The sequence below is a fragment of the Shimazuella sp. NTD250 genome (genome assembly GCF_059510375.1).
This window is the reverse complement of sequence record NZ_JCAJZS010000006.1, coordinates 60,112-82,302: the sequence shown is the minus strand read 5'-3', so window position 1 is coordinate 82,302 and position 22,191 is coordinate 60,112. Positions and strand designations below refer to the sequence as shown.

General features: G+C 37.4%; 27 protein-coding genes and 1 pseudogene. 12 read left to right on the top strand and 16 right to left on the bottom strand.

What is annotated here, in order from left to right; translation table 11 throughout:
• Window positions 1–20 precede the first annotated feature (20 nt).
• Window positions 21–1,217 carry an NAD(P)/FAD-dependent oxidoreductase gene (locus AC5WOF_RS15335; RefSeq protein ID WP_496050825.1) on the bottom strand — a complete coding sequence of 399 codons (1,197 nt, stop codon included), beginning with the start codon at window positions 1,215–1,217 and terminating at the stop codon, window positions 21–23.
• Between the two features lie 254 nt (window positions 1,218–1,471).
• Here AC5WOF_RS15335 and AC5WOF_RS15330 point away from each other — a divergent pair, with 254 nt between their 5' ends.
• Window positions 1,472–1,735: a hypothetical protein gene (locus AC5WOF_RS15330; protein ID WP_496050824.1), complete on the top strand. Its 264-nt coding sequence runs from the start codon at window positions 1,472–1,474 to the stop codon at window positions 1,733–1,735.
• Window positions 1,736–1,767: 32 nt separating this feature from the next.
• On the opposite strand, the gene AC5WOF_RS15325 is transcribed toward AC5WOF_RS15330, so the two are convergent.
• Window positions 1,768–2,127, bottom strand: coding sequence for a HesB/IscA family protein (locus tag AC5WOF_RS15325; RefSeq protein ID WP_496050823.1), 360 nt, complete (start codon window positions 2,125–2,127; stop codon window positions 1,768–1,770).
• Between the two features lie 53 nt (window positions 2,128–2,180).
• A complete protein-coding gene (locus AC5WOF_RS15320; protein ID WP_496050822.1) occupies window positions 2,181–2,420 on the bottom strand; it encodes a Spo0E family sporulation regulatory protein-aspartic acid phosphatase in 240 nt (79 codons plus the stop codon).
• A gap of 326 nt (window positions 2,421–2,746) precedes the next feature.
• Here AC5WOF_RS15320 and AC5WOF_RS15315 point away from each other — a divergent pair, with 326 nt between their 5' ends.
• The 4 genes from AC5WOF_RS15315 (at window position 2,747) to AC5WOF_RS15300 (ending at window position 6,578) form a co-directional block, all read left to right on the top strand.
• Complete coding sequence (locus AC5WOF_RS15315; RefSeq protein ID WP_496050821.1) at window positions 2,747–3,472, top strand: futalosine hydrolase; 726 nt, start codon at window positions 2,747–2,749, stop codon at window positions 3,470–3,472.
• Window positions 3,472–4,305 carry a 1,4-dihydroxy-6-naphtoate synthase gene (locus tag AC5WOF_RS15310; protein WP_496050820.1) on the top strand — a complete coding sequence of 278 codons (834 nt, stop codon included), beginning with the start codon at window positions 3,472–3,474 and terminating at the stop codon, window positions 4,303–4,305. Before AC5WOF_RS15315 ends, AC5WOF_RS15310 begins: the two co-directional genes overlap by 1 nt.
• A gap of 34 nt (window positions 4,306–4,339) precedes the next feature.
• Window positions 4,340–5,413: an aminofutalosine synthase MqnE gene (gene mqnE, locus AC5WOF_RS15305; RefSeq protein ID WP_496050819.1), complete on the top strand. Its 1,074-nt coding sequence runs from the start codon at window positions 4,340–4,342 to the stop codon at window positions 5,411–5,413.
• 178 nt (window positions 5,414–5,591) lie between these two features.
• Window positions 5,592–6,578 (top strand): ketoacyl-ACP synthase III, encoded by a 987-nt coding sequence (locus AC5WOF_RS15300; protein ID WP_496050818.1) that lies wholly within the window; start codon window positions 5,592–5,594, stop codon window positions 6,576–6,578.
• Between the two features lie 149 nt (window positions 6,579–6,727).
• Here AC5WOF_RS15300 and AC5WOF_RS15295 read toward each other — a convergent pair whose 3' ends face one another.
• From AC5WOF_RS15295 to AC5WOF_RS15280, 4 genes are read right to left on the bottom strand one after another with little or no spacing between them, the layout of a single operon-like run.
• On the bottom strand, window positions 6,728–6,967 hold the full coding sequence (locus AC5WOF_RS15295) for a YuzB family protein (RefSeq protein WP_496050817.1): 240 nt from the start codon (window positions 6,965–6,967) through the stop codon (window positions 6,728–6,730).
• The gene (locus tag AC5WOF_RS15290; protein ID WP_496050816.1) at window positions 6,951–7,280 is read right to left on the bottom strand and encodes a DUF1462 family protein; all 330 of its coding nucleotides are present in this window, start codon (window positions 7,278–7,280) and stop codon (window positions 6,951–6,953) included. Before AC5WOF_RS15290 ends, AC5WOF_RS15295 begins: the two co-directional genes overlap by 17 nt.
• Window positions 7,281–7,293: 13 nt before the next feature.
• The gene (locus tag AC5WOF_RS15285) at window positions 7,294–8,424 is read right to left on the bottom strand and encodes a bifunctional cystathionine gamma-lyase/homocysteine desulfhydrase (RefSeq protein WP_496050815.1); all 1,131 of its coding nucleotides are present in this window, start codon (window positions 8,422–8,424) and stop codon (window positions 7,294–7,296) included.
• Window positions 8,425–8,426: 2 nt separating this feature from the next.
• Window positions 8,427–9,347: a PLP-dependent cysteine synthase family protein gene (locus AC5WOF_RS15280; protein ID WP_496050814.1), complete on the bottom strand. Its 921-nt coding sequence runs from the start codon at window positions 9,345–9,347 to the stop codon at window positions 8,427–8,429.
• Window positions 9,348–9,492: 145 nt separating this feature from the next.
• Here AC5WOF_RS15280 and AC5WOF_RS15275 point away from each other — a divergent pair, with 145 nt between their 5' ends.
• Entirely contained in the window at window positions 9,493–9,714 is a 222-nt protein-coding gene (locus AC5WOF_RS15275; protein WP_240876194.1) for a NifU family protein, read from the top strand.
• Window positions 9,715–9,733: 19 nt separating this feature from the next.
• Here AC5WOF_RS15275 and AC5WOF_RS15270 read toward each other — a convergent pair whose 3' ends face one another.
• The 3 genes from AC5WOF_RS15270 to AC5WOF_RS15260 form a co-directional block, all read right to left on the bottom strand.
• A complete protein-coding gene (locus AC5WOF_RS15270; RefSeq protein ID WP_496050813.1) occupies window positions 9,734–11,380 on the bottom strand; it encodes a peptide ABC transporter substrate-binding protein in 1,647 nt (548 codons plus the stop codon).
• A gap of 108 nt (window positions 11,381–11,488) precedes the next feature.
• Window positions 11,489–11,833: a PqqD family protein gene (locus AC5WOF_RS15265; RefSeq protein WP_496050812.1), complete on the bottom strand. Its 345-nt coding sequence runs from the start codon at window positions 11,831–11,833 to the stop codon at window positions 11,489–11,491.
• Window positions 11,820–13,706 (bottom strand): OPT family oligopeptide transporter, encoded by a 1,887-nt coding sequence (locus AC5WOF_RS15260; RefSeq protein WP_496050811.1) that lies wholly within the window; start codon window positions 13,704–13,706, stop codon window positions 11,820–11,822. Before AC5WOF_RS15260 ends, AC5WOF_RS15265 begins: the two co-directional genes overlap by 14 nt.
• Window positions 13,707–13,866: 160 nt before the next feature.
• On the opposite strand from AC5WOF_RS15260, the pseudogene AC5WOF_RS15255 reads away from it, so the two are divergent.
• A pseudogene (locus AC5WOF_RS15255) lies at window positions 13,867–14,319 on the top strand (phosphatidylglycerophosphatase A family protein); the annotation flags it as partial.
• 30 nt (window positions 14,320–14,349) lie between these two features.
• Here the strand turns inward: AC5WOF_RS15255 and AC5WOF_RS15250 are convergent.
• Both AC5WOF_RS15250 and AC5WOF_RS15245 read right to left on the bottom strand, forming a co-directional pair.
• On the bottom strand, window positions 14,350–15,306 hold the full coding sequence (locus tag AC5WOF_RS15250; RefSeq protein WP_496050810.1) for an MBL fold metallo-hydrolase: 957 nt from the start codon (window positions 15,304–15,306) through the stop codon (window positions 14,350–14,352).
• Window positions 15,299–15,730, bottom strand: coding sequence for a DUF86 domain-containing protein (locus tag AC5WOF_RS15245; protein ID WP_496050809.1), 432 nt, complete (start codon window positions 15,728–15,730; stop codon window positions 15,299–15,301). Before AC5WOF_RS15245 ends, AC5WOF_RS15250 begins: the two co-directional genes overlap by 8 nt.
• Window positions 15,731–15,765: 35 nt before the next feature.
• On the opposite strand from AC5WOF_RS15245, the gene AC5WOF_RS15240 reads away from it, so the two are divergent.
• The 5 genes from AC5WOF_RS15240 to AC5WOF_RS15220 all read left to right on the top strand — a co-directional run bounded on the left by AC5WOF_RS15240 (window position 15,766) and on the right by AC5WOF_RS15220 (window position 18,843).
• Window positions 15,766–16,662 (top strand): DUF4349 domain-containing protein, encoded by an 897-nt coding sequence (locus AC5WOF_RS15240; protein WP_496050808.1) that lies wholly within the window; start codon window positions 15,766–15,768, stop codon window positions 16,660–16,662.
• Between the two features lie 534 nt (window positions 16,663–17,196).
• Window positions 17,197–17,418, top strand: a complete 222-nt coding sequence (locus tag AC5WOF_RS15235) for a spore coat protein (protein WP_496050928.1) — start codon at window positions 17,197–17,199, stop codon at window positions 17,416–17,418.
• Window positions 17,419–17,642: 224 nt separating this feature from the next.
• Window positions 17,643–18,248: a MerR family transcriptional regulator gene (locus AC5WOF_RS15230; protein WP_496050807.1), complete on the top strand. Its 606-nt coding sequence runs from the start codon at window positions 17,643–17,645 to the stop codon at window positions 18,246–18,248.
• A 45-nt stretch (window positions 18,249–18,293) separates the two neighbouring features.
• A complete protein-coding gene (locus AC5WOF_RS15225; protein ID WP_240876183.1) occupies window positions 18,294–18,560 on the top strand; it encodes a DUF3055 domain-containing protein in 267 nt (88 codons plus the stop codon).
• Window positions 18,561–18,591: 31 nt separating this feature from the next.
• Entirely contained in the window at window positions 18,592–18,843 is a 252-nt protein-coding gene (locus AC5WOF_RS15220; RefSeq protein WP_496050806.1) for a hypothetical protein, read from the top strand.
• 7 nt (window positions 18,844–18,850) lie between these two features.
• On the opposite strand, the gene AC5WOF_RS15215 is transcribed toward AC5WOF_RS15220, so the two are convergent.
• The 4 genes from AC5WOF_RS15215 to AC5WOF_RS15200 all read right to left on the bottom strand — a co-directional run bounded on the left by AC5WOF_RS15215 (window position 18,851) and on the right by AC5WOF_RS15200 (window position 22,174).
• A complete protein-coding gene (locus AC5WOF_RS15215; RefSeq protein ID WP_496050805.1) occupies window positions 18,851–19,141 on the bottom strand; it encodes a YutD family protein in 291 nt (96 codons plus the stop codon).
• 127 nt (window positions 19,142–19,268) lie between these two features.
• Window positions 19,269–20,141, bottom strand: coding sequence for a lipoyl synthase (gene lipA, locus AC5WOF_RS15210; protein ID WP_496050804.1), 873 nt, complete (start codon window positions 20,139–20,141; stop codon window positions 19,269–19,271).
• Between the two features lie 57 nt (window positions 20,142–20,198).
• Window positions 20,199–21,203: a FecCD family ABC transporter permease gene (locus tag AC5WOF_RS15205; RefSeq protein ID WP_496050803.1), complete on the bottom strand. Its 1,005-nt coding sequence runs from the start codon at window positions 21,201–21,203 to the stop codon at window positions 20,199–20,201.
• Window positions 21,200–22,174 carry a FecCD family ABC transporter permease gene (locus AC5WOF_RS15200; RefSeq protein ID WP_496050802.1) on the bottom strand — a complete coding sequence of 325 codons (975 nt, stop codon included), beginning with the start codon at window positions 22,172–22,174 and terminating at the stop codon, window positions 21,200–21,202. Before AC5WOF_RS15200 ends, AC5WOF_RS15205 begins: the two co-directional genes overlap by 4 nt.
• Between the last annotated feature and the right edge of the window lie 17 nt (window positions 22,175–22,191).

The following is a 22,191-nucleotide window of genomic DNA, read 5'->3' as shown; positions in this document are numbered from 1 at the left end:
TTTCGCAACAGTGATCTCTTCTAAAACTTACCTTTACGTAGCACAAGCGAAATTCCACCCAGTAAATAGAGCCAACGCAACTCAGTAATTCTCTTGATAAAGGAAGCTTTAAAGCCAAACATTTTGCTATTTTTTCCTAAAACTCCAATCGCTTCTTTTCTTCCGAGGGAAGCAAAAGTACCTTTTGGATGATAAGCAAAAGTGTCCATTTGACCACCGTGTATCACATTCACTAAGTTCTTACCAAGGAATTGGCCTTGCTGAGTGGCAATTTGAGCAGTTGGTGGATAAGGTCTTTCATTTTCACTTGGGAATACAAGTGAACTATCTCCGATGATAAAAATATTTTCATGTCCTGGAGCGCGCAATTGGCCATCGACTTTCACACGTCCACGCATCGTTTCAATTCCAGCGTCTTCTACTAATTTATTACCTCTGACACCACCAGTCCATACTACCGTGGAAGCTTTAATCTCTTCTCCGTCTTTAAGAATAACACCTTCAGGTGTACATTCTGCAATAGGAGTATTGATGTGAAATTCCACACCTTTGCTCTTTAGATAAGTCGTAGCATATTCTACTAGTTCAGGGTCGAACCCTGGTAGTACACTAGGTGCAGCTTCGATATTTACAAGACGTACTTTTTCAAGGGGAATATCATATTCTCTACATAGTTCTGGCATACGATCCACTAATTCACCTACATACTCGATTCCCGTAAATCCTGCCCCACCAACTACTATGGTAATAAGTTCGTCTTTTTTCTCAGCTGCATATTGAGAGAACATGTACTCCATATGTTCGCGAATCATTCGAACACTATCGATACTTCTGATGAAAAATGAGTTCTCAAGTAGACCTTTGATTCCAAATGTTTCGGGAGCGCTTCCCAAGCCGATCACGAGATAATCATAAGTCAAAGGTTCTTTATGTTCTGCTAATGTGACTTTTTTTGCTTCTGTATCAATTGTAGTCACTTGATCTTGTATAAAGTTTACTCGATGAGGATGGATCACAGAAGTTATCGAAAGACGAGCGTGATCATGATGAGAAGTTCCAGCGGCTGGTTCATGTAATTTAGTAGTAATGTAATGATAAGAGTTCTGATTCACTAGAGTTACTTCTGCTTCTCCGGGACGGAGATGTTTTTGAAGGCCTTTTGCTGTCATAAGTCCACCGTAACCGGCGCCTAAAATAAGTATTTTGGGGACTTTCATTGTTCATCACTTCCATCTAATTTTCATTATATTTTCCATTCATATGATCTACTTAGACACTATGTGTGAGAGATCACAAACCTAATAGAGGAAAACCCTTAGATTCCTAAAATGCTAACAATAATATGATATGTATTTCACGTACTTTTTACAAGGGGTTTCTAATTTCCATTCTTTATTCTATAACTTTCTTGTGACAATCATGCATGTTTTCCATTGGTTTCTCTTATGCTAATCAAAAACGAGATGATTATATGAACCCAACCCATTTCCAGTGTCCTTTATGCAATGGATATACATCTTACTTAGAAGAATGCCCAAATTGCCTTCATACTATGGAAGATTATGGACCTGCTTCATTTTTGTTAGCTTCGTATAGTCCTTATCGACCTATCGAGGAAATGAAGCGAAATGATGGCTGGTTAATCGGTAGTAGACAGCATTATTGTCCACATGAAGTCTTCTGCCCTGCTTGTGGATTTGATAAAGTGGTGTTTATCAATGAGATACAAACATGAAATATCCCTCTCTTTAGGAGAGGGATATAAGACTAACAATCGGTATCTGGTTTACCTTCATCAACAGCTGTACGGAAAGAAGAGCCACATCCACAAGTTAGGGATGCATTGGGATTATCGATTTGAAATCCCCCACCCATCAATGACTCCTTATAATCAACAACAGTACCTTTTATCAATCCCTGACTTTCGTCATCTATAAGTACTCGAACACCATGTTGTTCAAGTTCTAAATCTTTTGCTGTTTTCTCTTCATCAAAGCCCATTAGATAAGAAAATCCACTACAACCACCATGTTGAACACCCACACGTAGATATTGTTTTTCTGGATTCTCTGTTTCCCTCAGCATCTCTCTTACTTTAAATGCAGCTTGTTCAGTTAAGGTAATCATTTCTCATCACTCCAATGTGACAATTGATACCTTTTAGTTTACCACACTTTCGCTTAAACCACTGTACGGTATTTTTCATCTAAGGACTCTTTGATCTGATGTTTTGGGTGAGTACGAATGTAATTTCGATCCTGTTTGGTTTGTTGCCAATTTCTTTGCCATTCGTTATGAAGATTGTCTAGCTCTACACTCAATTCGTACACTGCAGGATGACCAATCCCTAAAAGCAATGCAGATTCAACCATTTTTAAACGCAATTTTTCAATGCGCTCTTCTAAATCCCACGCTCCCATCTTTAAGCCCTCCTTCATTCTTTATCTGCTACCAATTTTTAGTATACATGTTAACACGATTTTTGTAAGCTATTTTTTTACATTTTTTTCAGTTTTGTTTTTTTTTGTATTTTGATCACGACAAAAACATTGACAAATATTTACATTTGCAGAATTTTGTCTTGTCCATTTTTTAGGGATAGGTGATATCCATAACTTTGTGATAGAATGAACTTGTTTTAAAAAAAGTTCAAAACAAGTTTTCTTTTTCAGGTCAAGATTGCTTGTTTTTATTTATTTAGACACTAGAAATTTATTCATATCGAAGAAATGCAAAGGAGAGAGAAATGATCCAAGAAAGACTTGGAGACTCACCACCAGATTCCACAAATGCTAACATAAAAATCATTGTAGTAACTTCCGTTCTTGCTGAGAAATTGGCTCTAATAGACGGGTTAGGTCAACTTTCATCCGTTGACGTCGAAGTTGTAGGTGTTGGTTCTATCTCTGCTGCTATAGAAACAACGAAATTACTTTCTAAGCAGAAATATGATCTTGTTATATGTGCTGGCATAGCAGGTGGGTTTGAAAACCACACTTCTATTGGAGACTTGGTGATTTCTGACCAAGTTATTGCTGCTGATTTAGGGGCTCAGTCATCCGAGATGTTTCTGTCACTTGAGGAATTGGAGCTTGGTAAAACTAGGTTTTCTACGGTTTCCGATTTCGTACAATCGCTTAAAATTATCTTTCAAACGAAAATAAATCATACCATTACAGGTACTATTTTAACTTTATCAACGGTAACTGGAACAAAAAATACTGCACAGCAATTGGCTGATCGCTATCCAATGGCAGTTGCTGAAGCAATGGAAGGCTTCGGTGTGGCATCTGCTGCTGACTCTTTTTCCATTCCATTTGTCGAAATACGAGCTATATCTAATCATATCGGACCCAGAGATAAGTCAAAATGGCGTTTTGTGGATGCATTCTCTCAACTAAAAAAAGTAGGTATGGTTTTAAAGGAAACTTTAAATGAAACAAACCATATACAGAAAGAAGCAGATAAATAATGGATATTGCTTTTTCCCCATGTCCCAATGATACTTTTATCTTTCATGCATGGGTAAACGGACTAATACCAGATGCTCCTAAACTAAAGGTAACTTATGCCGATATCGATATAACCAATACCTTAGCTGAAAAAGCGGATGGACCAGATATTTTGAAAATATCCTATGCCTCACTTCCATGGGTGCATGAGAGCTATGGGCTATTACCATGCGGTGGTGCACTTGGACGAGGATGTGGACCGCTTATCCTTACAAAGCAAGGGCAAGAGAATGTTTCACTTGCTGGAAAAAGCATTGCTGTTCCCAGTGAACGATCTACTGCTTTTTTACTATTTCGTTTGTGGATCGCAAAACATGTACCAGAAGGAATCAAAGAAATCCGTATTTTACCTTTCCATGAAATTATGCCAGCTATTGCCGATGGTAAAATTGATGCCGGATTGGTTATTCATGAAGCGAGGTTTACTTATCCATCATATGGATTACGATGTGTTGTAGACCTTGGAGATTGGTGGGAAAAAGATACTTCTCTCCCTATCCCGCTAGGTGCGATTATTGCCAAAAAAACGCTCGATTTAGCTAAAATTGCACAATGGATAAGAGCTTCCCTTGCTCATGCCCAAAAACACCCTGCATCTTCTCAGAAATACGTTATGGATCATGCCCAAGAATTAGACTGGAATGTAGCTCAGGAGCATATAGATTTATACGTCAATTCTTTCTCTGATGATTTAGGAAAAGAAGGATATGAAGCTATACATGCTTTACTTACAAGGGCAATGAAGGAAGGTTTGATTCCATCCTTTGATTTTAAATCTCTTTTGATAAAGTAACCGGATAATAGCTTAAGAGAGGAGTATACATATGATGCTTCAAGAAATTATAGAAAAAGTGAGAGCAGGAGAAAGATTATCTTTAGAGGATGGATTAACACTCTATCAATCTCCAGATCTGTTGCAAGTTGCTCAACTTGCAAACGAGGTTAATTTGAAAAGGAATGGAAATAAAGTCTACTTTATTGAAAACTTATATATCAATCCGACCAACGTCTGTGAAGCCAAATGTGCATTTTGTGGATTCAGACGAGATCCAGATGAAGATGGAGCTTATACTATGTCAACGGATGAGCTTCTTCATTACGTTGAGACACGTATTACAAAAGGTACCCGTGAATTCCATATCGTCGGTGGACACAACCATACTGTTCCATTTGACTATTATTTGGATACCATTTCTATTTTAAAGAAAAATTACCCCAATATCACCATAAAGGCTTACACTGGTGCTGAAATTCAATTCTTTGCTCAAATTGCCGGTCGCACACCTGAAACGATCCTAAAAGAGTTAATGGATGCAGGTTTAGATACTCTTCCTGGTGGTGGAGCAGAAATATTAACGGAACGCTATCGAGCCAAAATGAGCCCTGATAAAGCAAGCACAGATGGATGGTTAGAAGCACACCGCATCGCCCATTCCCTTGGATTAAAAACACATGCTACTATGCTTTATGGATCGATCGAATCGCTAGAAGAACGCCTTATCCATATGATACGTGTTCGTGAACTTCAAGACGAAACGAATGGATTTATGGTATTTATCCCGCTGGCAATGCAGCCAAGAAAAACTTCTGCATCGCTGAAAAGACGTACTTCTGCCATGGATGACATGCGAACCATTGCTATTAGTCGTCTGATGCTAGATAATTTCCCACATATCAAAGCCTATTGGATCAATATCGGACCTCAGCTAACTCAACTAGCTACTCATTTTGGAGCTTCCGATATCCATGGAACATTGGTTGAAGAACGGATTAGCCATGCAGTTGGAGCATTGACTCAATCAGGTATCACACGTGATGAGCTGAAATGGTTGATTCAAGGTGCAGACCGGATTCCTGTTGAACGAGACACATTCTATAACGAAATAAAAGTATACACTTAATCTGCTGCTCAAAAAAGTCATGATAAAATAAATCCACTAATTTGGTGGGTTTATTTTATTCGGACTCGTTTTTATACTTTATAAAAAGAAAGTTGCGGAATGCAAATAGAAAATGATAAAGTAATTTAGTACCTAGTACTAATATCTGGTCATAAGAGACTCGAAATGAGGACATAAGATGACAAAATCAACAGCTCGAATAACAGCGATTGGCTCCTATGTTCCAGAGCAGATTTTAACCAATCGGGATTTAGAAAAAATGGTTGAAACAAGTGACGAATGGATTACCCAACGTACAGGAATCAAAGAACGGAGAATTGCAGGAGAAAAGGAATATTCCTCTATATTAGCCTTTAAAGCCATAGAAGATCTTATACAGAGATACAAAAAGAGCTTGGACGATGTTGATTGTATCATTGTCGCAACATCAACCCCAGATCATATGTTTCCTAGTGTAGCATGTCAGATTCAGAACCATTTCCACATTCCTTTTACTGGCGCATTTGATTTAAATGCAACATGTGCAGGATTTACTTATGCTTTGCACATGGGCAACAGCCTAATTACAGCTAAAACACATAAAAAAATTTTAGTTGTTGCAACGGAAACATTATCAAAAGTGACGGATTATACAGATAGGACAACTTGTATATTGTTTGGTGATGGTGCTGGTGCAATGTTGATGGAATACGATCCAGAAAACCCAAGTTTTCTCGAACAATATATGGGGACAGATGGACAAGGAGGAGTTCATTTATACCGAACAAATCTTTCTGACTCTTTCGGTACTACTCCACTAAATCGTTCAGGAAAAATAGTTCAGAATGGAAGAGAAGTATACAAATGGGCTGTGCGTACTGTCCCTCAGGGGGTTAAAAGACTTCTTGATAAAACAGGGTATGCAAAAGAAGATATCAATTGGTTTGTTCCTCACAGTGCCAATTTAAGGATGATTGAAGCCATCTGCGAAAAATCAGGCATTTCCATAAATCAAACTTTAACAAGTGTAACTCATTATGGAAATACATCTGCTGCATCGATTCCATTAGCACTAGATTTAGGTATTAAAAAAGGTAAAGTAAAGAACAAAGATACCATTGTTCTCTATGGTTTTGGAGGTGGGCTTACGCATTTAGGCATTATGATCCAATGGAATATAGGATAAAACTAGAGATCTTATTACCGTACAAAAAGAGACAAAGTACCTTAAATGCCTTTGTCTCTTCTGTTATTTATACATACAGTAATTAGGTTTTACAAAATACTTGGCAAAGAGCAGACAAAAAAGCCTCGAAAATAATATCAAGGCTTTCATCAATAACGAAATTCCATTTCTTCACATGCTTGTAATATTTTTTTATATAGTTCTTCAGCTGTCTCTGCTGTAATTACTTCCCCATTTACTAAAGCATACGGGGATTTAGCACAAAGGCCGCAATTACCTAAGCATCCATATTCCAAGACATCGAAATCCAAATTGCTTTCTAATTTCGCTTTTATCTCGAGTACATCTGAAGTTAAGTTATTCACGCAAAACTCAATTAGTGGCCTCATGATCAATCACTTTTCCTAACCCTAATTTTTCCAATCTATCACAGATTGTTTTTAATTTAGGATTGCCTTCTGCAATTACCTCATTTTGTATAACAACAACAGGATACCATAAATCTTCTTCTAATACTCTTTTTGCAAAATGGACTTGATCTTCTCCATTTGGAGAATAGATATCGACATAATGAACAGTAACTTGGTTTCCATATTTACGCTCTAATGCATGTGTAAGCCAAGATGCTGTTTCTTTGGAAGACGGGAAAGATACACAGCTTGGGCAGACCTGCTCTGCCCCGTAGACGTATAAATCCATCATGAGAATACCTTCTTTATGCAAAAATGGCCTGATTTAAGTCATTGATCAAGTCTTCCACATCTTCAATCCCAACAGAAATACGAATCAAACCATCTGTAATGCCTAATTTTGCTCTTGTTTCAGCCGGAATAGAGGCATGCGTCATTTTTGCTGGAATAGAGATCAAGCTCTCCACCGCACCTAGACTTTCTGCAAGAGTAAAATATTTCACTTTTGTTAGGGCTGTAGCTGCTTTCTCGCCATCCCCTACATCAAATGATATCATTCCTCCAAAGCCTCGTGCTTGTTTTTTTGCGATTTCATGATTGGGATGTGTTGGCAAACCTGGATAATATACCTTTTCCACTTTGGAAGACAACCATTCTGCGATTTTATTCGCTCCAAATTCATGCTGCTTCATTCGTAAACCTAATGTTTTCATCCCTCGCATCAAAAGCCAAGAATCTTGTGGACCAAGTACTCCACCTATAGCATTTTGATAAAAGTGAAGTTTCTCTCCTAGTTCTGCTTCTTTAGTAACAACTAATCCTGCCACGACATCACTATGTCCACCCAAATATTTGGTAGCACTATGTACTACAATATCAGCACCTAAATCAAGTGGATTTTGCCAATATGGCGTGTAAAACGTATTATCGACAATAAATGTGGCTTTTTTCGACTTCGCCAATACACTCAATGCCGAAATATCGGATACTTTTAAGAGCGGATTAGTCGGAGTTTCGACAAAAAGAGCTTTCGTACTAGGTTTAAAGGCATGTTCCACAGCAGATAGATCACTAGTGTTCACATAAGTAACCTCTAATCCAAAACGACGAAATACTTTATCCATAATGCGAAACGTACCACCATATACATCATCACTGCAAATGATATGATCTCCTTGCTCAAACAAAGATAGTACTGTTCCAGTAGCAGACATTCCAGATGAAAAGGCGAGCCCCCTCGCCCCATTCTCCAGTGCAGCAATATAATCCTCTAAGGCTTGACGGGTTGGGTTTCCAGTACGAGAATACTCATATCCTCGGTGTTTCCCTACTTCATCTTGTTTGTAAGTAGAAACTTGATAAATGGGAATACTTACTGCACCAGTCTGTTCATCTATTAAATGACTTCCATGAATCAATTTTGTATCAATTTTCATTTTCATTCTCCTCCTTGGAAAATCTTCTTACTGAGATAGCGATCACTACTATCTGCAAATAGTACCACAACATTAGCATTTGGTAATGCATTTATTTCTTCTTGTACTGCTGCAAAACATGCTGCACCAGAAGAACTGCCAACCAATAATCCTTCTTGTTCTGCTAATTTATTCACCATAGTAAAAGAATCTACATCATCAACGGTATAAACTTTATCAACTAACTCATGGACAAAAAATGGCGGAAAAAACTCCATGCCAATTCCTTCTGTCTTATGAGGACCAGATTCTCCACCACCGATAATAGACCCTTGTGGTTCCACAATCACATTTCGAATGCCAGGATTTTTTTCTTTCAAATAGCGTGCGACACCCATAAATGTACCTGATGATCCAGCACCTGCAACAAATACATCTACTTTTCCACCAGTCTGCTCCCAAATTTCCGGACCGGTCGTTTCATAGTGTGCAATAGGATTTGCTGGATTATCAAACTGTTGAGGGATGTAGGAATTAGGAATTTCTTCCGAGAGTTTTTTTGCTTTTGCAATTGCCCCTTTTATTCCTCCATCTGTAGGAGTATTCACAACTGTCGCTCCTAATGCACGCATGATTTCTTGTTTCTCCATAGAAAATTTGGAAGGCACAACACAAATCACACGATAATCTGTTCCAACAGCAGCTAAAGCCAATCCTATCCCAGTGTTCCCTGCAGTTGGCTCAATAATAGTACCACCTGATTTTAACTTTCCAGTCGATTCCCCTTCTTTAATAAGTGAAACTCCAAGCCGATCTTTTACACTTCCGCCAGGATTAAAAAACTCCAATTTCGCAAGTATATTTGCATGCTTTGACAAAGATTTTAATCGCATTATTGGAGTGTTACCAATCAACTCATGGATTCCCTCATATATTTTACTCATACCATTTCCTACTCCTTTAGCAATATCCTTAAAAACGTATTCTCATTTTAACAGGAACTTGAATAAATTTGCTACATTGCTTTCTTTTCCAAGAAGGCATACAATAGCTTTGATGCATTTGAACAACCGAAAGGGGATTTTAAAAATGGAAGAACGAGTCCAAGAAATTTTAGATAAATTGCGTCCTTATATCCAACGTGATGGTGGAGACGTTGAATTAGTGGAAGTCGAAGAGGGTATTGTTCGAGTTCGTTTGCTTGGTGCTTGTGGAAGTTGCCCAAGTTCTACCATCACTTTAAAAGCAGGAATCGAACGTGCGTTGATGGAAGAGATTCCAGAAGTTCGCGAAGTAGAACAAGTACTATAAAATATGAAAAAGAGGCGACCTATTTGGTCGCCTCCACTTGTTTAGGTGGTTGATAAGCAGCCCACTTTAAAGAATAATCTGCACCAAACGGATGATACAACACATTTTTCACATAAGGTTTCTGCAATCTTAAATCATTAACATATATTAATGGCATGACGACAGCTTTATCGACGATTAGATACCTTTCTGCTTCCCTCATTAAACTTTTCCTTTTAACTCTATTTTTTTCATTGTCAATATTTTCAAGTATAAGATCGTACTCATTATTTTTGAAACCTGAAATATTCCTTTGATCATCAGAACTCCATAATCTCAAATTGTCCTCTGGATTATTATAATAACTTGACCATTGCGATACTGAAAGATCATAATTGCCACTAGAATCTAATTTTGATTTTTGTGAGATATCATATTTCTTAACATCAACTTTAATACCAATTTCCTCAAGTTGTTTTTCTACAATACTTGAAACTGATAAAAAATGCTGCAAATTATAAGAACTAATTTCTAGTGTGGGTAAACTTTTGATACCTAACTCTTTTAGTCCTTTGTCTAATACTACCTTTGCTTCTTGAATATTTCTGTTTAATTTCCAATCTGGTTTTTCCCTAATTAAAGTCAAAGGAATAACACTATTAGCATCTACTGAACCATCATTTAGTTTTTGGGCTATGTCAGAACCACTAACTGCTAGTTGTATAGCTTTTCTAATATTTTGATTACTGAAAATCCCATTTTTTTCGTTCAACTCTATAAAATCAACTTTGGCCTTTAGAATTCTTTGTAGTTCTGGATTCCCATTATAATTCTTTAATTCATTTTCGTTTATTTTAATTAATCCTGTTAATTCAGACTTATAATTTTCTATTTGTTTATTCTGGTCCACTTCAACATTAATATCTACTTCTGGAAGCTTAACTTTTGCTTGATCCCAGTATGAGTTATTCTTTATCAGTTCTGCTTTTTGTGGTGTAAATGACTGCAATACAAAAGGACCTGTAAAGCTCATCGTTTCAGGTGATGTTGCATAGCTTTCCCCATATTTATCGACTAAATCACCTCTGATTGGAAGAAAAGGTGTAAGTGTTACAAGACTTAAGAAATTTGGATCTGGTTTATCTAATTGAATGGTTATGTGGCTTTCATCTGTAACCGAAATACCAACTTGATCCGACCCTACTTTTCCTAAAGAATACGCTTGTGCATTATGAATAGGGTAAAATAAAAACGCATATTCATATTCATTCGCAGGGTTTAATGCTCTTTCCCATGCATATTTAAAATCATTTGCAGTAACAGGTTTTCCATCACTCCACCGTGCATTTTTTCGGATTGTAAAAGTATAAGTTCGATAATCTGGACTTACTTGGTAGGTTTCAGCTAATCCAAGTACTGGAACATCATTTGGACCGAGTCTCATCAAACCTTCTTGTACTTGATTCAAAATATTATATGTAATTTGCTGATTTGCTTTGGAGCTGTCCAAGATTGGTATAGGGGTTGATTCTGTTATCGTTAAAACGGACGGAACTTTTATGTAGTGTTTTTGGCAACATACTTGCTCTGCTTCGTTTTCTTGAAAAAAATGATTATAAATATATCCGATTGCAACTCCTATAACAACTACTAATAATAGGAGGATCCACCTTTTCTTGATATACAAACTTTTGCCTCCTTTGTGAATTTTTTGTTTCTAATATATTCATTATATCGAAACGATTTGGGAAAGGAAACTTGTAACGAATCTCGATTGGATTGAATGGAGGGAGCCCTAAGGTTCTCTCCATTCAATCCAATCATTTACTTCTAAAATGGTTAAAAAAGCAAATAAACGTTCTCTTATTGGAGCAGCCTTGCTACCGAATTGTTTTGCTATTTTATCCTCAATTGCATGAACAGGAAAAGAACCATCACACAATTGAATAACGAAACTACCAAGTTCATCCAGCTTCACTTCATGGTGAGCAGGCTGCCGTAAATACTTAATGGACAGACGTTCTAAAAAATTCGTTCTAGGAATTTGAACATATAAAATCCCAGATTCTTCTGCCGAAAATTTTAAGCTGATTTTTTCTTTTCTCTTTGGAATCATCAACAATACATTATTCGAGCTCATTTTTTTCTCTCTTTTTTATCGTAATGACAAATAACAATACTGCCAGCACCATAAACAATAAAAATGGAATTAAGTTGCTTTCTGTAAATACAGGTGCATCAGGATTAATAACCCCTGGTACAATTAGCATAGCAATAATAACACTGATAAGAGCTTCTCCTGCGATAAGACCAGAAGCAAAAAGTGTACCAATACGATCTCGTTTTGCTTTAACTTCAGCATTTGCAAAAAGCTCTGTTGCCCATCTCACAATTCCACCAATCATAATCGGAGTACTGACGGACAATGGTAAATAAAAACCTACTGCAACTGTCAATGAGTTTAGACCCAAAAACTCGAGGCTTATGGCCAAAGCTATCCCAATAAAAATAATTTCCCATGGTAAATTACCAGACATAAGTCCTTGTGCTATGATTTTCATTAATGCAGCCTTTGGTGCAGGTAATGCATCAGAACCCAATCCATAAGTTTTATCAAACAAGAAAAGAATACTACCGATAAACAAACCGCTTGATAATACCCCAATCATCATTGCAATTTGCTGTTTCCATGGGGTTCCGCCTACTAGATACCCCGTTTTTAAATCCTGTGAAATATCTCCTGCAACCCCCAACGAAACACATATAATAGCTACGACAATCAGTGATGCGATCATACCAGTTTGACCTGATAATCCAGAAGATTTGAATAAGATCGTTACAATTAATAAGGTTGCAATGGTCATCCCAGATACGGGCATAGAAGTACTTCCAACAATCCCCACTATTCGAGAGGCTACAGTAACAAAAAGGAATCCAAATATTGCGATAGATAGTGCTCCAATTATGCCTACACTTGTCACAGGGGCAAAAGCAATGATTAAAACCAACAGTATAATCCCGATTATCAAAACACTAGGAGGAATATCTCGATCGGTTCTTTCCCAAGAGCGCGAATTTTTTGTTTTTTTATCTCTTAATCCAGCAAATGTATCACGTAAAGAACTGATTAGTAGTGGAAGTGTTTTGAGAAGTGTGATAAATCCTCCTGTAGCTACAGCACCAGCTCCAATGTAACGAATATAGTTAGAATAAATATCGTGTGGAGTTAAGTTACCAATCGGACTCATCGCAGGAAAAATAGAAGTTGGATTACTTGATCCAAAAAATCCAATTATCGGGACAAAAACGATAGAAGACAGCAATCCACCTGCGATCATCTGACCTGCTATACGAGGTCCAATAATGTATCCAACTCCCAATAATGCAGGCATTGTATCCATACTAAGTGACGCATATTTAAACTTCCCAAGCCCTGTCTCTACTGTTGTTTTAAATAGATGAAAACCATCACCTAAAATCTTAAAAAGCCCACCGACTAAAAATCCATATCCAATCAATTTGGCTTGATGTCCGCCTTGTTCCCCTGATTTTAATACTTCTGCACATGCAGTCCCCTCTGGATATGGTAATACTTCATGCTCTTTTACAATCAACATCCGGCGGAGTGGAACCATCATCAAAACTCCTAGAAAGCCTCCTACCAAAACGATAAAAATGATTGTTCCTTGCGTAGGCGCTGCGTGGATGAAAAAAAGCGCGGGAATTGTAAAAATTGCCCCTGCTGCTAATGCTTCTCCTGCAGTAGTCATCGTTTGAACAATATTATTTTCTAAAATCGACTGTCTTCGAAATAAGCCGCGTAAAATCGCCATTGATATGACTGCTGCTGGGATAGATGCACTAACTGTCAGACCCGTTTTTAATCCCAAATACGCATTTGCAGCTCCAAACACAACAGCTAAAACAAAGCCTAATAACACAGCCGTTATCGTCAATTCTGGTAACGATTTACTAGCAGGAATATACGGTACAAAATTGTTCTTTTTGCTCATTTATACACCTCTTTATCTATATCTAACTCAATGTTAATATAAACCGCCTCTCAAAACCATCTTTTCCCATGTTTTTATTGGATATCTTTACACAAGAAGGTAAAAGCTAAAAAAAACGGAAGGGGCATACTATGTCTCCATTAGAACAAACTGTGTATGAGGTGTACAAATAGAAGATATTGCAGAACTCACGTTTTTTTTACAAGCAGATTTTTTTTCCGATGTCACCATGGAAGAATGCGTGGAAAATGTACAGACGGTACTCACCAAACGAGAAGTACAAAATGCACTCCTGACTGGAATTCAATTGGATCTACTTGCTGAAAAAGAAATATTGCGAGAACCTTTGCAACAGATGATCTACTCTGATGAAAGTTTGTATGGAATTGATGAAGTCATGTCACTTGCCATACTAAATGTATATGGAAGCATAGGATTCACCAATTACGGGTACATCGATCGATTAAAACCAGGCATTTTATGTCGGTTAAATAGCAAAAGTGATGGAAAAATACATACATATCTAGATGATTTGGTTGCTGCGGTAGCTGCAGCCGCCGCTGCAAGGCTCGCCCATACTCGAGCACATTCAAGTACTATTATCATCGAATGAAAACATCCGTTAACGAATAACGGATGTTTATTAATCAAAATAGTGGTATCCATTTCTGTCGAATTGTCGCTTGATTTCTCCTTCTAACCTTAAATACTCCAAATGAGCCAGCGTTTCCGAAAATGCAAACCTCAGATTATGTATATCTAACTTTCGATTACTAAATAACTGCTCACAAATCTGAAATCCTGTCTGTGTTGAATTGCCATGCACCATAGCTTTTATTTTTTCCAAACGCCTGCCATGGTGATCTTTTATCTCTTTAATACGTTGTTCTACAGAAAAAAATACGTCGCCATGAGCAGGATAAACTATTTCAATATCCAATGACTCTATTTTCCCCAATGTTGAGAGGAAGGTTGCAAGAGGATTTGGATCACCATATGGCATTAAAGGAATATTTGGGGTGATTACTGGTAAAATTACATCTCCTGCAAAAAAGATTCCACTTTCATGAAGGAAACTAAGATGACCTTGAGAATGCCCTGGAGTATGTATGACTCGATAATATTCTCCTCCTATCTTGACTATTTCATCTTCTTCCAACCACTTTAAACCAGACGGATGTGGTTCGATAACCGCTCGAAACCCTTCCATATGTTTTGTTATTTCATGCAAAAGTTCACTTGGAAAACCATAGGCAGCAAAAAAAGTCGCTACTTCAGCGGGATTTCCTGAGGTTGGATTCCAAAAAGCTTGAATTTGATCATATTCTTGCTTGGACATATATACACTTGCTCCTGACCACTCCTGTAGTTTTCCTGCAAAGCCATAATGGTCAGGATGATAGTGCGTTACAATAATCTTTTCTACTTGTTTCCATTTCCAGTCTTTTTCGTGAAAAAATCGTTGCCATGTATCACTTGTCTGTCTGGTATGAAGCCCTGTATCGATAATCGTTAATTTATCTGCAGCTTCTACTACATAAGCTGTAATTTGCTTTAAAGAAAAAGGTAAAGGCAAGGATACTGCAAATATGTTATACATATACGTTACCACTTGCTTTTTCTTTCCTGATGAATGCTTCCACATGATCGATAAATGTTTGAAACGCTGCTATTTCTTTAAGAGAGTCTTCTAATACGGAATCTTCTATTTGATCGTAATATCGTACCAATTGTTCTCTTAATTTCACAAAATTTTTGAGCTTATTTGCTAAAATAGTAGGAATCACCTGTTCATCTTCTAAAATATCTATAATATCTGAATATCCACCTGGATCACGCATAATAAATCCATCAATTATTGTATTTCCAATGTCGATAACACACTCTACACCAATATGGAAAGAACGCATCACTGCAAATCGTTCCATATTAGTTGCAGGTATTCCTACTTCCTTTAACACATCTAAACAAGTTGATAAATAATTCGCTTGGCTATGAATTCGATTCAAATTAAGCTCGTACACCAAAATACCTCCAATTTTGAAAGGGGTTTGTCTTTTTGAATAAGAAAAAATATTGGCTATTGCTTTCCTTGATTGTAATTTTTGTAATGATTGGTTGCTATTTACTTGGAGCTTCCTTCAATCAAGATGAAAACAATAATAGTTACTCTCCTGAAACAAGATCTTATAACACATCACCGTCTTTTGATAACTCACAGGCTTCCAAAGATTATTCGGGAAAGCAAATAACTCAAACTCCTCAAACTGACCATGTAGCTGGTGAGACGCAACAAATGGTCTATCATGCTGATATTTATTTAGAAGTGACCAAGCTACAGTCTGCAAAAAATGAATTGGATAGAATTGTGAAACAAACCAATGCCGTTGTAGTCAGCAGTTCTGATACAGAAAAACTCGATGAAAGAAATCTGAGTATCACCTATAATGTTCCACAAAATAATTTTCAACTGTTTCTTGACCACATTAAAAAGATATCAAATACTCCACCAGATATACAAATCCAAAGTGAAGATGTAAGTGAAGAATTAGTAGATCTCACAGCACGTATCAAAGCCAAAAAAGCGATGGAAGCACGTCTACTGGCAATGATGAACAAAGCAACCACTACCAGTGATTTACTAGATATCGAGAATACTCTCGGTACCACCCAAGAACAATTGGAACAATTGACAGGTAGACAGCAATACTTACAACATCGTATTGCATTTTCCACCATTACGGTTGAAATCAGTTCATCTACGTATCAACCCTTACAAACCAAATACTCATTATTAAATGATATCTCACAAGGGTTTATCAATTCCTGTAACAATCTATGGATTGGACTTCAATTATTTATCATTTGGTTAGCAAAAGCTTTACCATACTTCGTTTTGTTTATTATCATTGCTATTCCATTCGGAATGTTGATCAAGAAACGTCAAAAAAAATAATCTATGCGTAACCTAACTCTTCTTGGTTACAGAATGATTGTACACCTTGAAGGGAGATAAACCAGATGCAAATTTCATCCAAAGATCTTCAATACCTCAGTGATACAAGACCCTCAAATGAATGATCACGATTATATCAATGATATTTTAACTACTACAGCATTGAGACTCTCCACGACTGAAGTCGTGGGATTCTTAGGTAGTTCTGCTACGTGCGTCCATTTCTGTTTTGTGCAACTCCTAAGTTCAGGGCTGTCTCATCAGCCCATCCCGTGCAGTTAGAAATGTACCCACATGGGCGGAATACCTGTTACCAGTATTCTAGTCCTTTTCTAACTCTAATGGTTTTACACGATGGGAGACCTACCTTTGCCCACCGAAACCCCATACCATTACATTTTAAAAGAACAAACCTACTACCAGTAGAATGATCACCGATCATGTGTTCTAATATACAAAATATTTGTAGCTCTTACAACCCCTTTTTTTGGAATTCGAACAACGATGCTTTTCATCCCATGATTTAAACCAGATATACCGTGGGCTTTCAACCAGCATAATTCTGTAAATGAAGCCAGTATAGAAGAGCTTTATCAACTTCAGATTAAGCATTTAAACGATATCCATCAAGCTGCCCGAGATTTATACAATTTGATGCAACAAAAAGGTTACTATAAGATCGAACCTGCTGAAAGTCAGAAAATAAGTCAAAAAACTACACAGTTCGCGGAATACCGCAGCCAATTTTCATATTGATCAAAAGAAGCGATTATCTCAAAATAATCGCTTCTCTTTTTGTAAAAATGATTTTCCTTACTTTTTCCGAACTTTACACCTTTGTTTGTTAACACATTTGCAAGTTTTCTTTCGATTTTTATGACTTCCTTTGTCAACTCATGACTTCCTTTGTCACTGAGCAGGAGAGATAAAAGTGATGGTAGAAAAAGGTATTAACATCTTTTTCAGGGAGGTAATCTATCATGGCTCAACAAGAAGTGTTCTCTATTACGACTCGTGAAGCTGCTGAACAATTAAAAGTACATGCTAGAAGTATCCGAAAGTGGATCGATATGTATGGAGAATACATAGGATATGACGTGACGGAAAAAGGACATTACCTTCTTTCGGAGGAAAGTATAGAAAGGCTGAAAGAAATACAAATACAACTACAAAGTCCTGGTATGTCAATGCGTAAATTACGTGAAGAAATGTTAGACGAAGGGAAATTATCTCAACCAAGTGAAACATACTATTCCCAACAAACATTTGACGAAATGATCAGTTCTATGCATCAAATGGGACACATGATGGAAGAATTGTTTTCACGAATGGAAAGAATGGAAGAACACCTCTATGGTATTTATGATTCCTTTGAAGACCTAGAGCAAAAAATGGGAGTTGTGGCTCAAGACGCGGTTTCATCTGGTGAAGTTCATAAAATGTTTGATGAAATTCGTAAAAAACAAGATCAATTAAAAATCGAATTACGCAATGTTCATTTTACACAACGACTCACTTCTGCAACTTCCGAACAAGGGATGCTTCCGCGTCGTCAGAAAAAAAATCGCTTCTTGTTCTTTTTTTAGTATACTAGAAGCCAAAGATACATCTTAGATATAGGAGCCAAAAAAATGGAAGAATTTGATTTCTTGTATGATGACCTGGAAGAAACGAAAACACGCTTTGTCAGTTTTGTAGGTAAAGAGAATCGTTATGACCTTGTTATTATGATGTCAGGTCGTTTTTATGGTAAACACTTGATTATGCATCTTCAATCCAATAACTTTGCAATCATTGGTCGAGATGATCTAGAAGAAGAAGGATATTTAGAAGAAGCATATTCTCTCTCTGAAGCAGAGGCAGCAGAACTTCATTCTTTTTTACATACGATCGTATAGTTTGGGCACCTTATAATTGAGGTGACCTGATGTGAATGAAAATAAAAAAGATTATAAGGAACTCGATTCGGTAATCGCCTACCATTCAGAATTGGCTTTTGAAGAGTTCCCAGAAGGACCTTATGGTGCAGCTCATAATGAAGAGAAATTGGGTAAAAACTCACCTTGGCTTCCTGGACAACATGCACCAGCGCAATTCACTTATGAAAATCGCCAATTCCATGAAGGAATAGAACGGCAAATACCAGGCAGTCATCCTACCCATGACGAAGAAGAAAGCTAGCCCAAGGTTAGCTTTTTTGTATTTGTATTTTCTTTAAAATAAAATAAGCACAACCAAAATTACAATATTCGGAAAGATATTCTTCCAAATAACTAAATTTTGTCTCTCTCTCTGATAGTTCATTTGTATCTTCGTAAAAACCTTTCAAACGGAGTTGGCCATATCCCCAATCACCAACAATATAATCATACTTTTCCAATAAATCTACATACCGTTTGCGGAATGCATTTTGTTTCCAACCTTTTCGATAGCTTTTTATCAGTTTATATTGATTTTCTTCCACTTGAAAAATATCCATTTTAATTCCCCTTTCAAATGGAAATGGAACTAGCTTCCTATTAGAAGCTAGCTCTGCTTCGTGTTTTTATTCCATACATACAGAGATTCTTTCAAGATCTTTTTCATTATAATTTACTTTCAATTGTCTAACTAGTAGCTCTAGCCTCAGCGGATTTTACTTGTTCGTGGGCATGATAGGAACTACGCACAAGCGGCCCAGATTCTACATGGGAGAACCCAAGATCTAATCCCATTTCTTTCCAAATGGCAAATTCCTCTGGGGTATAATATTTTTCTATTTTCATATGTTTTTTCGTAGGCTGGAGATACTGACCAATTGTTACAATATTTACGTCATGAGCTTGTAAATCTTGCATGGCTTCGATTACTTCTTCAAACGTTTCCCCTACTCCCACCATAATACTGGATTTGGTAGGAATTTGCGGTTGCATTTCTTTCGCTCTTTTTAGCAATTCCAATGAACGTGGATATTTCGCTTTAGAACGAACACGATCAGAACGTCTTCTCACTGTTTCAATATTGTGGTTGAGGATATCTGGTTTTGCATCCATTACAACTTTTAATGCATTCCAATTTCCTTGGAAATCAGGTATCAGTACCTCTACCGTAGTCAAAGGATTACGCTGACGAATTGCACGAATCGTCGCAGCAAATATAGCCGCTCCTCCATCTTCCAAGTCATCACGTGCAACAGATGTCACAACTGCGTGACGTACACCCATCTGCTCTACAGCCTCTGCTACTCTTTCAGGCTCCTGCCAATCTAACTCTGTCGGCATTCCTGTTTTCACTGCACAGAAACGACAAGCTCTGGTACAGATGTCACCTAAAATCATGAAAGTTGCCGTTCTATTCGCCCAGCATTCATATATATTCGGGCAGCGAGCTTCTTCACAAACCGTATGTAAAGTTTTGCTGCGCATCATTTTTTTTAATTCTTGAAAGTTCTCACCTGTACTTAATTTTACTTTTAACCATTCTGGTTTACGCTCTGCCATATGATCACTCCCCACCTTTAAGCACTATCCTATCTTACCACATTGTTTCCGATAAAATTAGGAAGATACCTGTCCCTTACTGCGATAAATCAAATAGAGAAAATAAGGTACACCAATTAGAGCTGTGAAAACGCCAGCGGGTATCTCTTTTGGAGCTAATAACGTGTGTCCAATCAAGTCTGCCCCTACTACCATTATTGCCCCAATTAAAGCCGCCACGGGTAAAATGAACCGATAATTATTTCCTACCAATCTTCTGGCCAAATGTGGGCCGATCAATCCGATAAAAGTTATTCCTCCCACAAATGCAACCGCTGCACCAGTAAGACTCGTACAGAGGATCAAAAGAAAAAACCTTTCCATTTTCACCTTCATTCCAAGTCCAATCGCTGTATTTTCCCCTAATTCATGAATTGTTAAACTGCGGCTGAATAAATAAGCAATGGGAAGCAACACTGCAAGCCAAGGTAATAATACCATAACTTCTTTCCATGTTGTTCCATAAATGCTGCCAGTCAACCAAGTTTTCGCCTGCATAGCACGAAATAAAGGCCCCATTAAAACAATCAGATTAACAAGTGCATTCATTGAAATATAAAATCCTATCCCAACAAGCACAAGCCGAAGAGAAGAAACACCTTTCTTCCAAGCAACTAGATAGATAAGAAGTGCTACAAGCGTAGCACCTAAAAAAGCGAATAAAGGCAGAAAATTTAGACCGATCGATAACGCATCATCTGGTCTACTAAATATCATGATGACCGAAACTGCTGCTACGGAAGCTCCTCCGCTTATTCCCATCATTTCAGGAGTTGCCATTGGATTTCGAGTAATCGCTTGTAAGATACAACCTGCTACAGCAAAAGCCATTCCTGCTAGAATTGCTAACACAATACGAGGTAAACGAAGTTGGAAAATAATTAGCGAATCAAATGAATTACCAAATCCTAAAAATGATTTTATCACATTTATAGGAGAAACATATGCTTCCCCTACCCCAACACTAATGACAACGAGACAAAAAAGAATAAGGCATAATATCACCCAAACGTATTTCTTCATATGTTCTGACCCCACCTTCTAACCAAATACAAAAAGACGGGCGCCCCAAGAACAGCTGTCATAACTCCTACTGGAATGACTTGTCCCATCATGATAGCTCGTCCTAACATATCTGCACTTAATAACAAAATAGCTCCCAATAGACCAGCAAATGGAATAATTACCCGGTGATCTTGTCCAACCCAAATTTTTGCTAGATGAGGAACCAACAAACCGATAAATAAGATAGGTCCTGATATTGCCACAGAACTTCCTGCAAGCAGCACCACTGCAACACCAGCCAGAAATTTATAGATAGAGACCGACAACCCTAAGCTTTTTGAAACTTCTTCTCCTAAAGCCATCAGGTTAAGAGACCGTGATAGAAAAATTGCTAAAATAATTCCAACTAATAGATAGGGAAGGACAGGTGTTATATCTCCTAATTTTCGCCCTTCTACTGATCCAGTTAGCCAATACAACATCTGTTCCAAGCTTCTATCATTCATGACCAGAAATCCTTGGGTTAAAGAAGAAAAAAGAGCAGCAATACTCGTTCCTGCTAATGTAAGCTGTAAAGGAGAATGAGCTCGTCCTATCGCAAAAACAATAAAAAAAGTCAATCCTGATCCTATAAAACTGACCCAAATTAACTGACTCAGTGACCATCCTGTAAATAACGTAACACTGAGTACCATGAAAAAACTAGCACCGCCATTAATACCAAGTGTTGTCTCAGATGCTAATGGATTGCGAAAAATTACTTGAGTTATACATCCTGCAATCGCTAAGCTGGCTCCCACTAATACTGCAATAATCGTTCGAGGTAAACGATCTGTAAGAATAATTAATTCATTTACTGTAGCATGATAGTTGGTAAATGTATCTAAAACTGTCTGAATGGGAATGTCCCTTGTACCAACCAGTAAACTAGATGCCATCAAGCCAATTAATAAAATAAAACCACCGACAAAACTTACAAATTTTACCATCTATCTCAACCTTTGTT

Excerpts from the sequence above, each read along its gene's own strand:
- AC5WOF_RS15250 (WP_496050810.1), bottom strand. The coding sequence starts at position 15,306 with ATGTATAACATATTTGCAGTATCCTTGCCTTTACCTTTTTCTTTAAAG.
- AC5WOF_RS15285 (WP_496050815.1), bottom strand. The coding sequence starts at position 8,424 with ATGAAAATTGATACAAAATTGATTCATGGAAGTCATTTAATAGATGAA.
- AC5WOF_RS15200 (WP_496050802.1), bottom strand. The coding sequence starts at position 22,174 with ATGGTAAAATTTGTAAGTTTTGTCGGTGGTTTTATTTTATTAATTGGC.
- AC5WOF_RS15290 (WP_496050816.1), bottom strand. The coding sequence starts at position 7,280 with ATGATGGATTTATACGTCTACGGGGCAGAGCAGGTCTGCCCAAGCTGT.
- AC5WOF_RS15310 (WP_496050820.1), top strand. The coding sequence starts at position 3,472 with ATGGATATTGCTTTTTCCCCATGTCCCAATGATACTTTTATCTTTCAT.
- AC5WOF_RS15315 (WP_496050821.1), top strand. The coding sequence starts at position 2,747 with ATGATCCAAGAAAGACTTGGAGACTCACCACCAGATTCCACAAATGCT.
- mqnE (WP_496050819.1), top strand. The coding sequence starts at position 4,340 with ATGCTTCAAGAAATTATAGAAAAAGTGAGAGCAGGAGAAAGATTATCT.
- AC5WOF_RS15215 (WP_496050805.1), bottom strand. The coding sequence starts at position 19,141 with ATGGATATTTTTCAAGTGGAAGAAAATCAATATAAACTGATAAAAAGC.
- lipA (WP_496050804.1), bottom strand. The coding sequence starts at position 20,141 with ATGGCAGAGCGTAAACCAGAATGGTTAAAAGTAAAATTAAGTACAGGT.
- AC5WOF_RS15205 (WP_496050803.1), bottom strand. The coding sequence starts at position 21,203 with ATGAAGAAATACGTTTGGGTGATATTATGCCTTATTCTTTTTTGTCTC.
- AC5WOF_RS15260 (WP_496050811.1), bottom strand. The coding sequence starts at position 13,706 with ATGAGCAAAAAGAACAATTTTGTACCGTATATTCCTGCTAGTAAATCG.
- AC5WOF_RS15320 (WP_496050822.1), bottom strand. The coding sequence starts at position 2,420 with ATGGGAGCGTGGGATTTAGAAGAGCGCATTGAAAAATTGCGTTTAAAA.
- AC5WOF_RS15295 (WP_496050817.1), bottom strand. The coding sequence starts at position 6,967 with ATGAGGCCACTAATTGAGTTTTGCGTGAATAACTTAACTTCAGATGTA.
- AC5WOF_RS15230 (WP_496050807.1), top strand. The coding sequence starts at position 17,643 with ATGGCTCAACAAGAAGTGTTCTCTATTACGACTCGTGAAGCTGCTGAA.
- AC5WOF_RS15330 (WP_496050824.1), top strand. The coding sequence starts at position 1,472 with ATGAACCCAACCCATTTCCAGTGTCCTTTATGCAATGGATATACATCT.
- AC5WOF_RS15280 (WP_496050814.1), bottom strand. The coding sequence starts at position 9,347 with ATGAGTAAAATATATGAGGGAATCCATGAGTTGATTGGTAACACTCCA.
- AC5WOF_RS15265 (WP_496050812.1), bottom strand. The coding sequence starts at position 11,833 with ATGAGCTCGAATAATGTATTGTTGATGATTCCAAAGAGAAAAGAAAAA.
- AC5WOF_RS15325 (WP_496050823.1), bottom strand. The coding sequence starts at position 2,127 with ATGATTACCTTAACTGAACAAGCTGCATTTAAAGTAAGAGAGATGCTG.
- AC5WOF_RS15300 (WP_496050818.1), top strand. The coding sequence starts at position 5,592 with ATGACAAAATCAACAGCTCGAATAACAGCGATTGGCTCCTATGTTCCA.
- AC5WOF_RS15335 (WP_496050825.1), bottom strand. The coding sequence starts at position 1,217 with ATGAAAGTCCCCAAAATACTTATTTTAGGCGCCGGTTACGGTGGACTT.
- AC5WOF_RS15225 (WP_240876183.1), top strand. The coding sequence starts at position 18,294 with ATGGAAGAATTTGATTTCTTGTATGATGACCTGGAAGAAACGAAAACA.
- AC5WOF_RS15275 (WP_240876194.1), top strand. The coding sequence starts at position 9,493 with ATGGAAGAACGAGTCCAAGAAATTTTAGATAAATTGCGTCCTTATATC.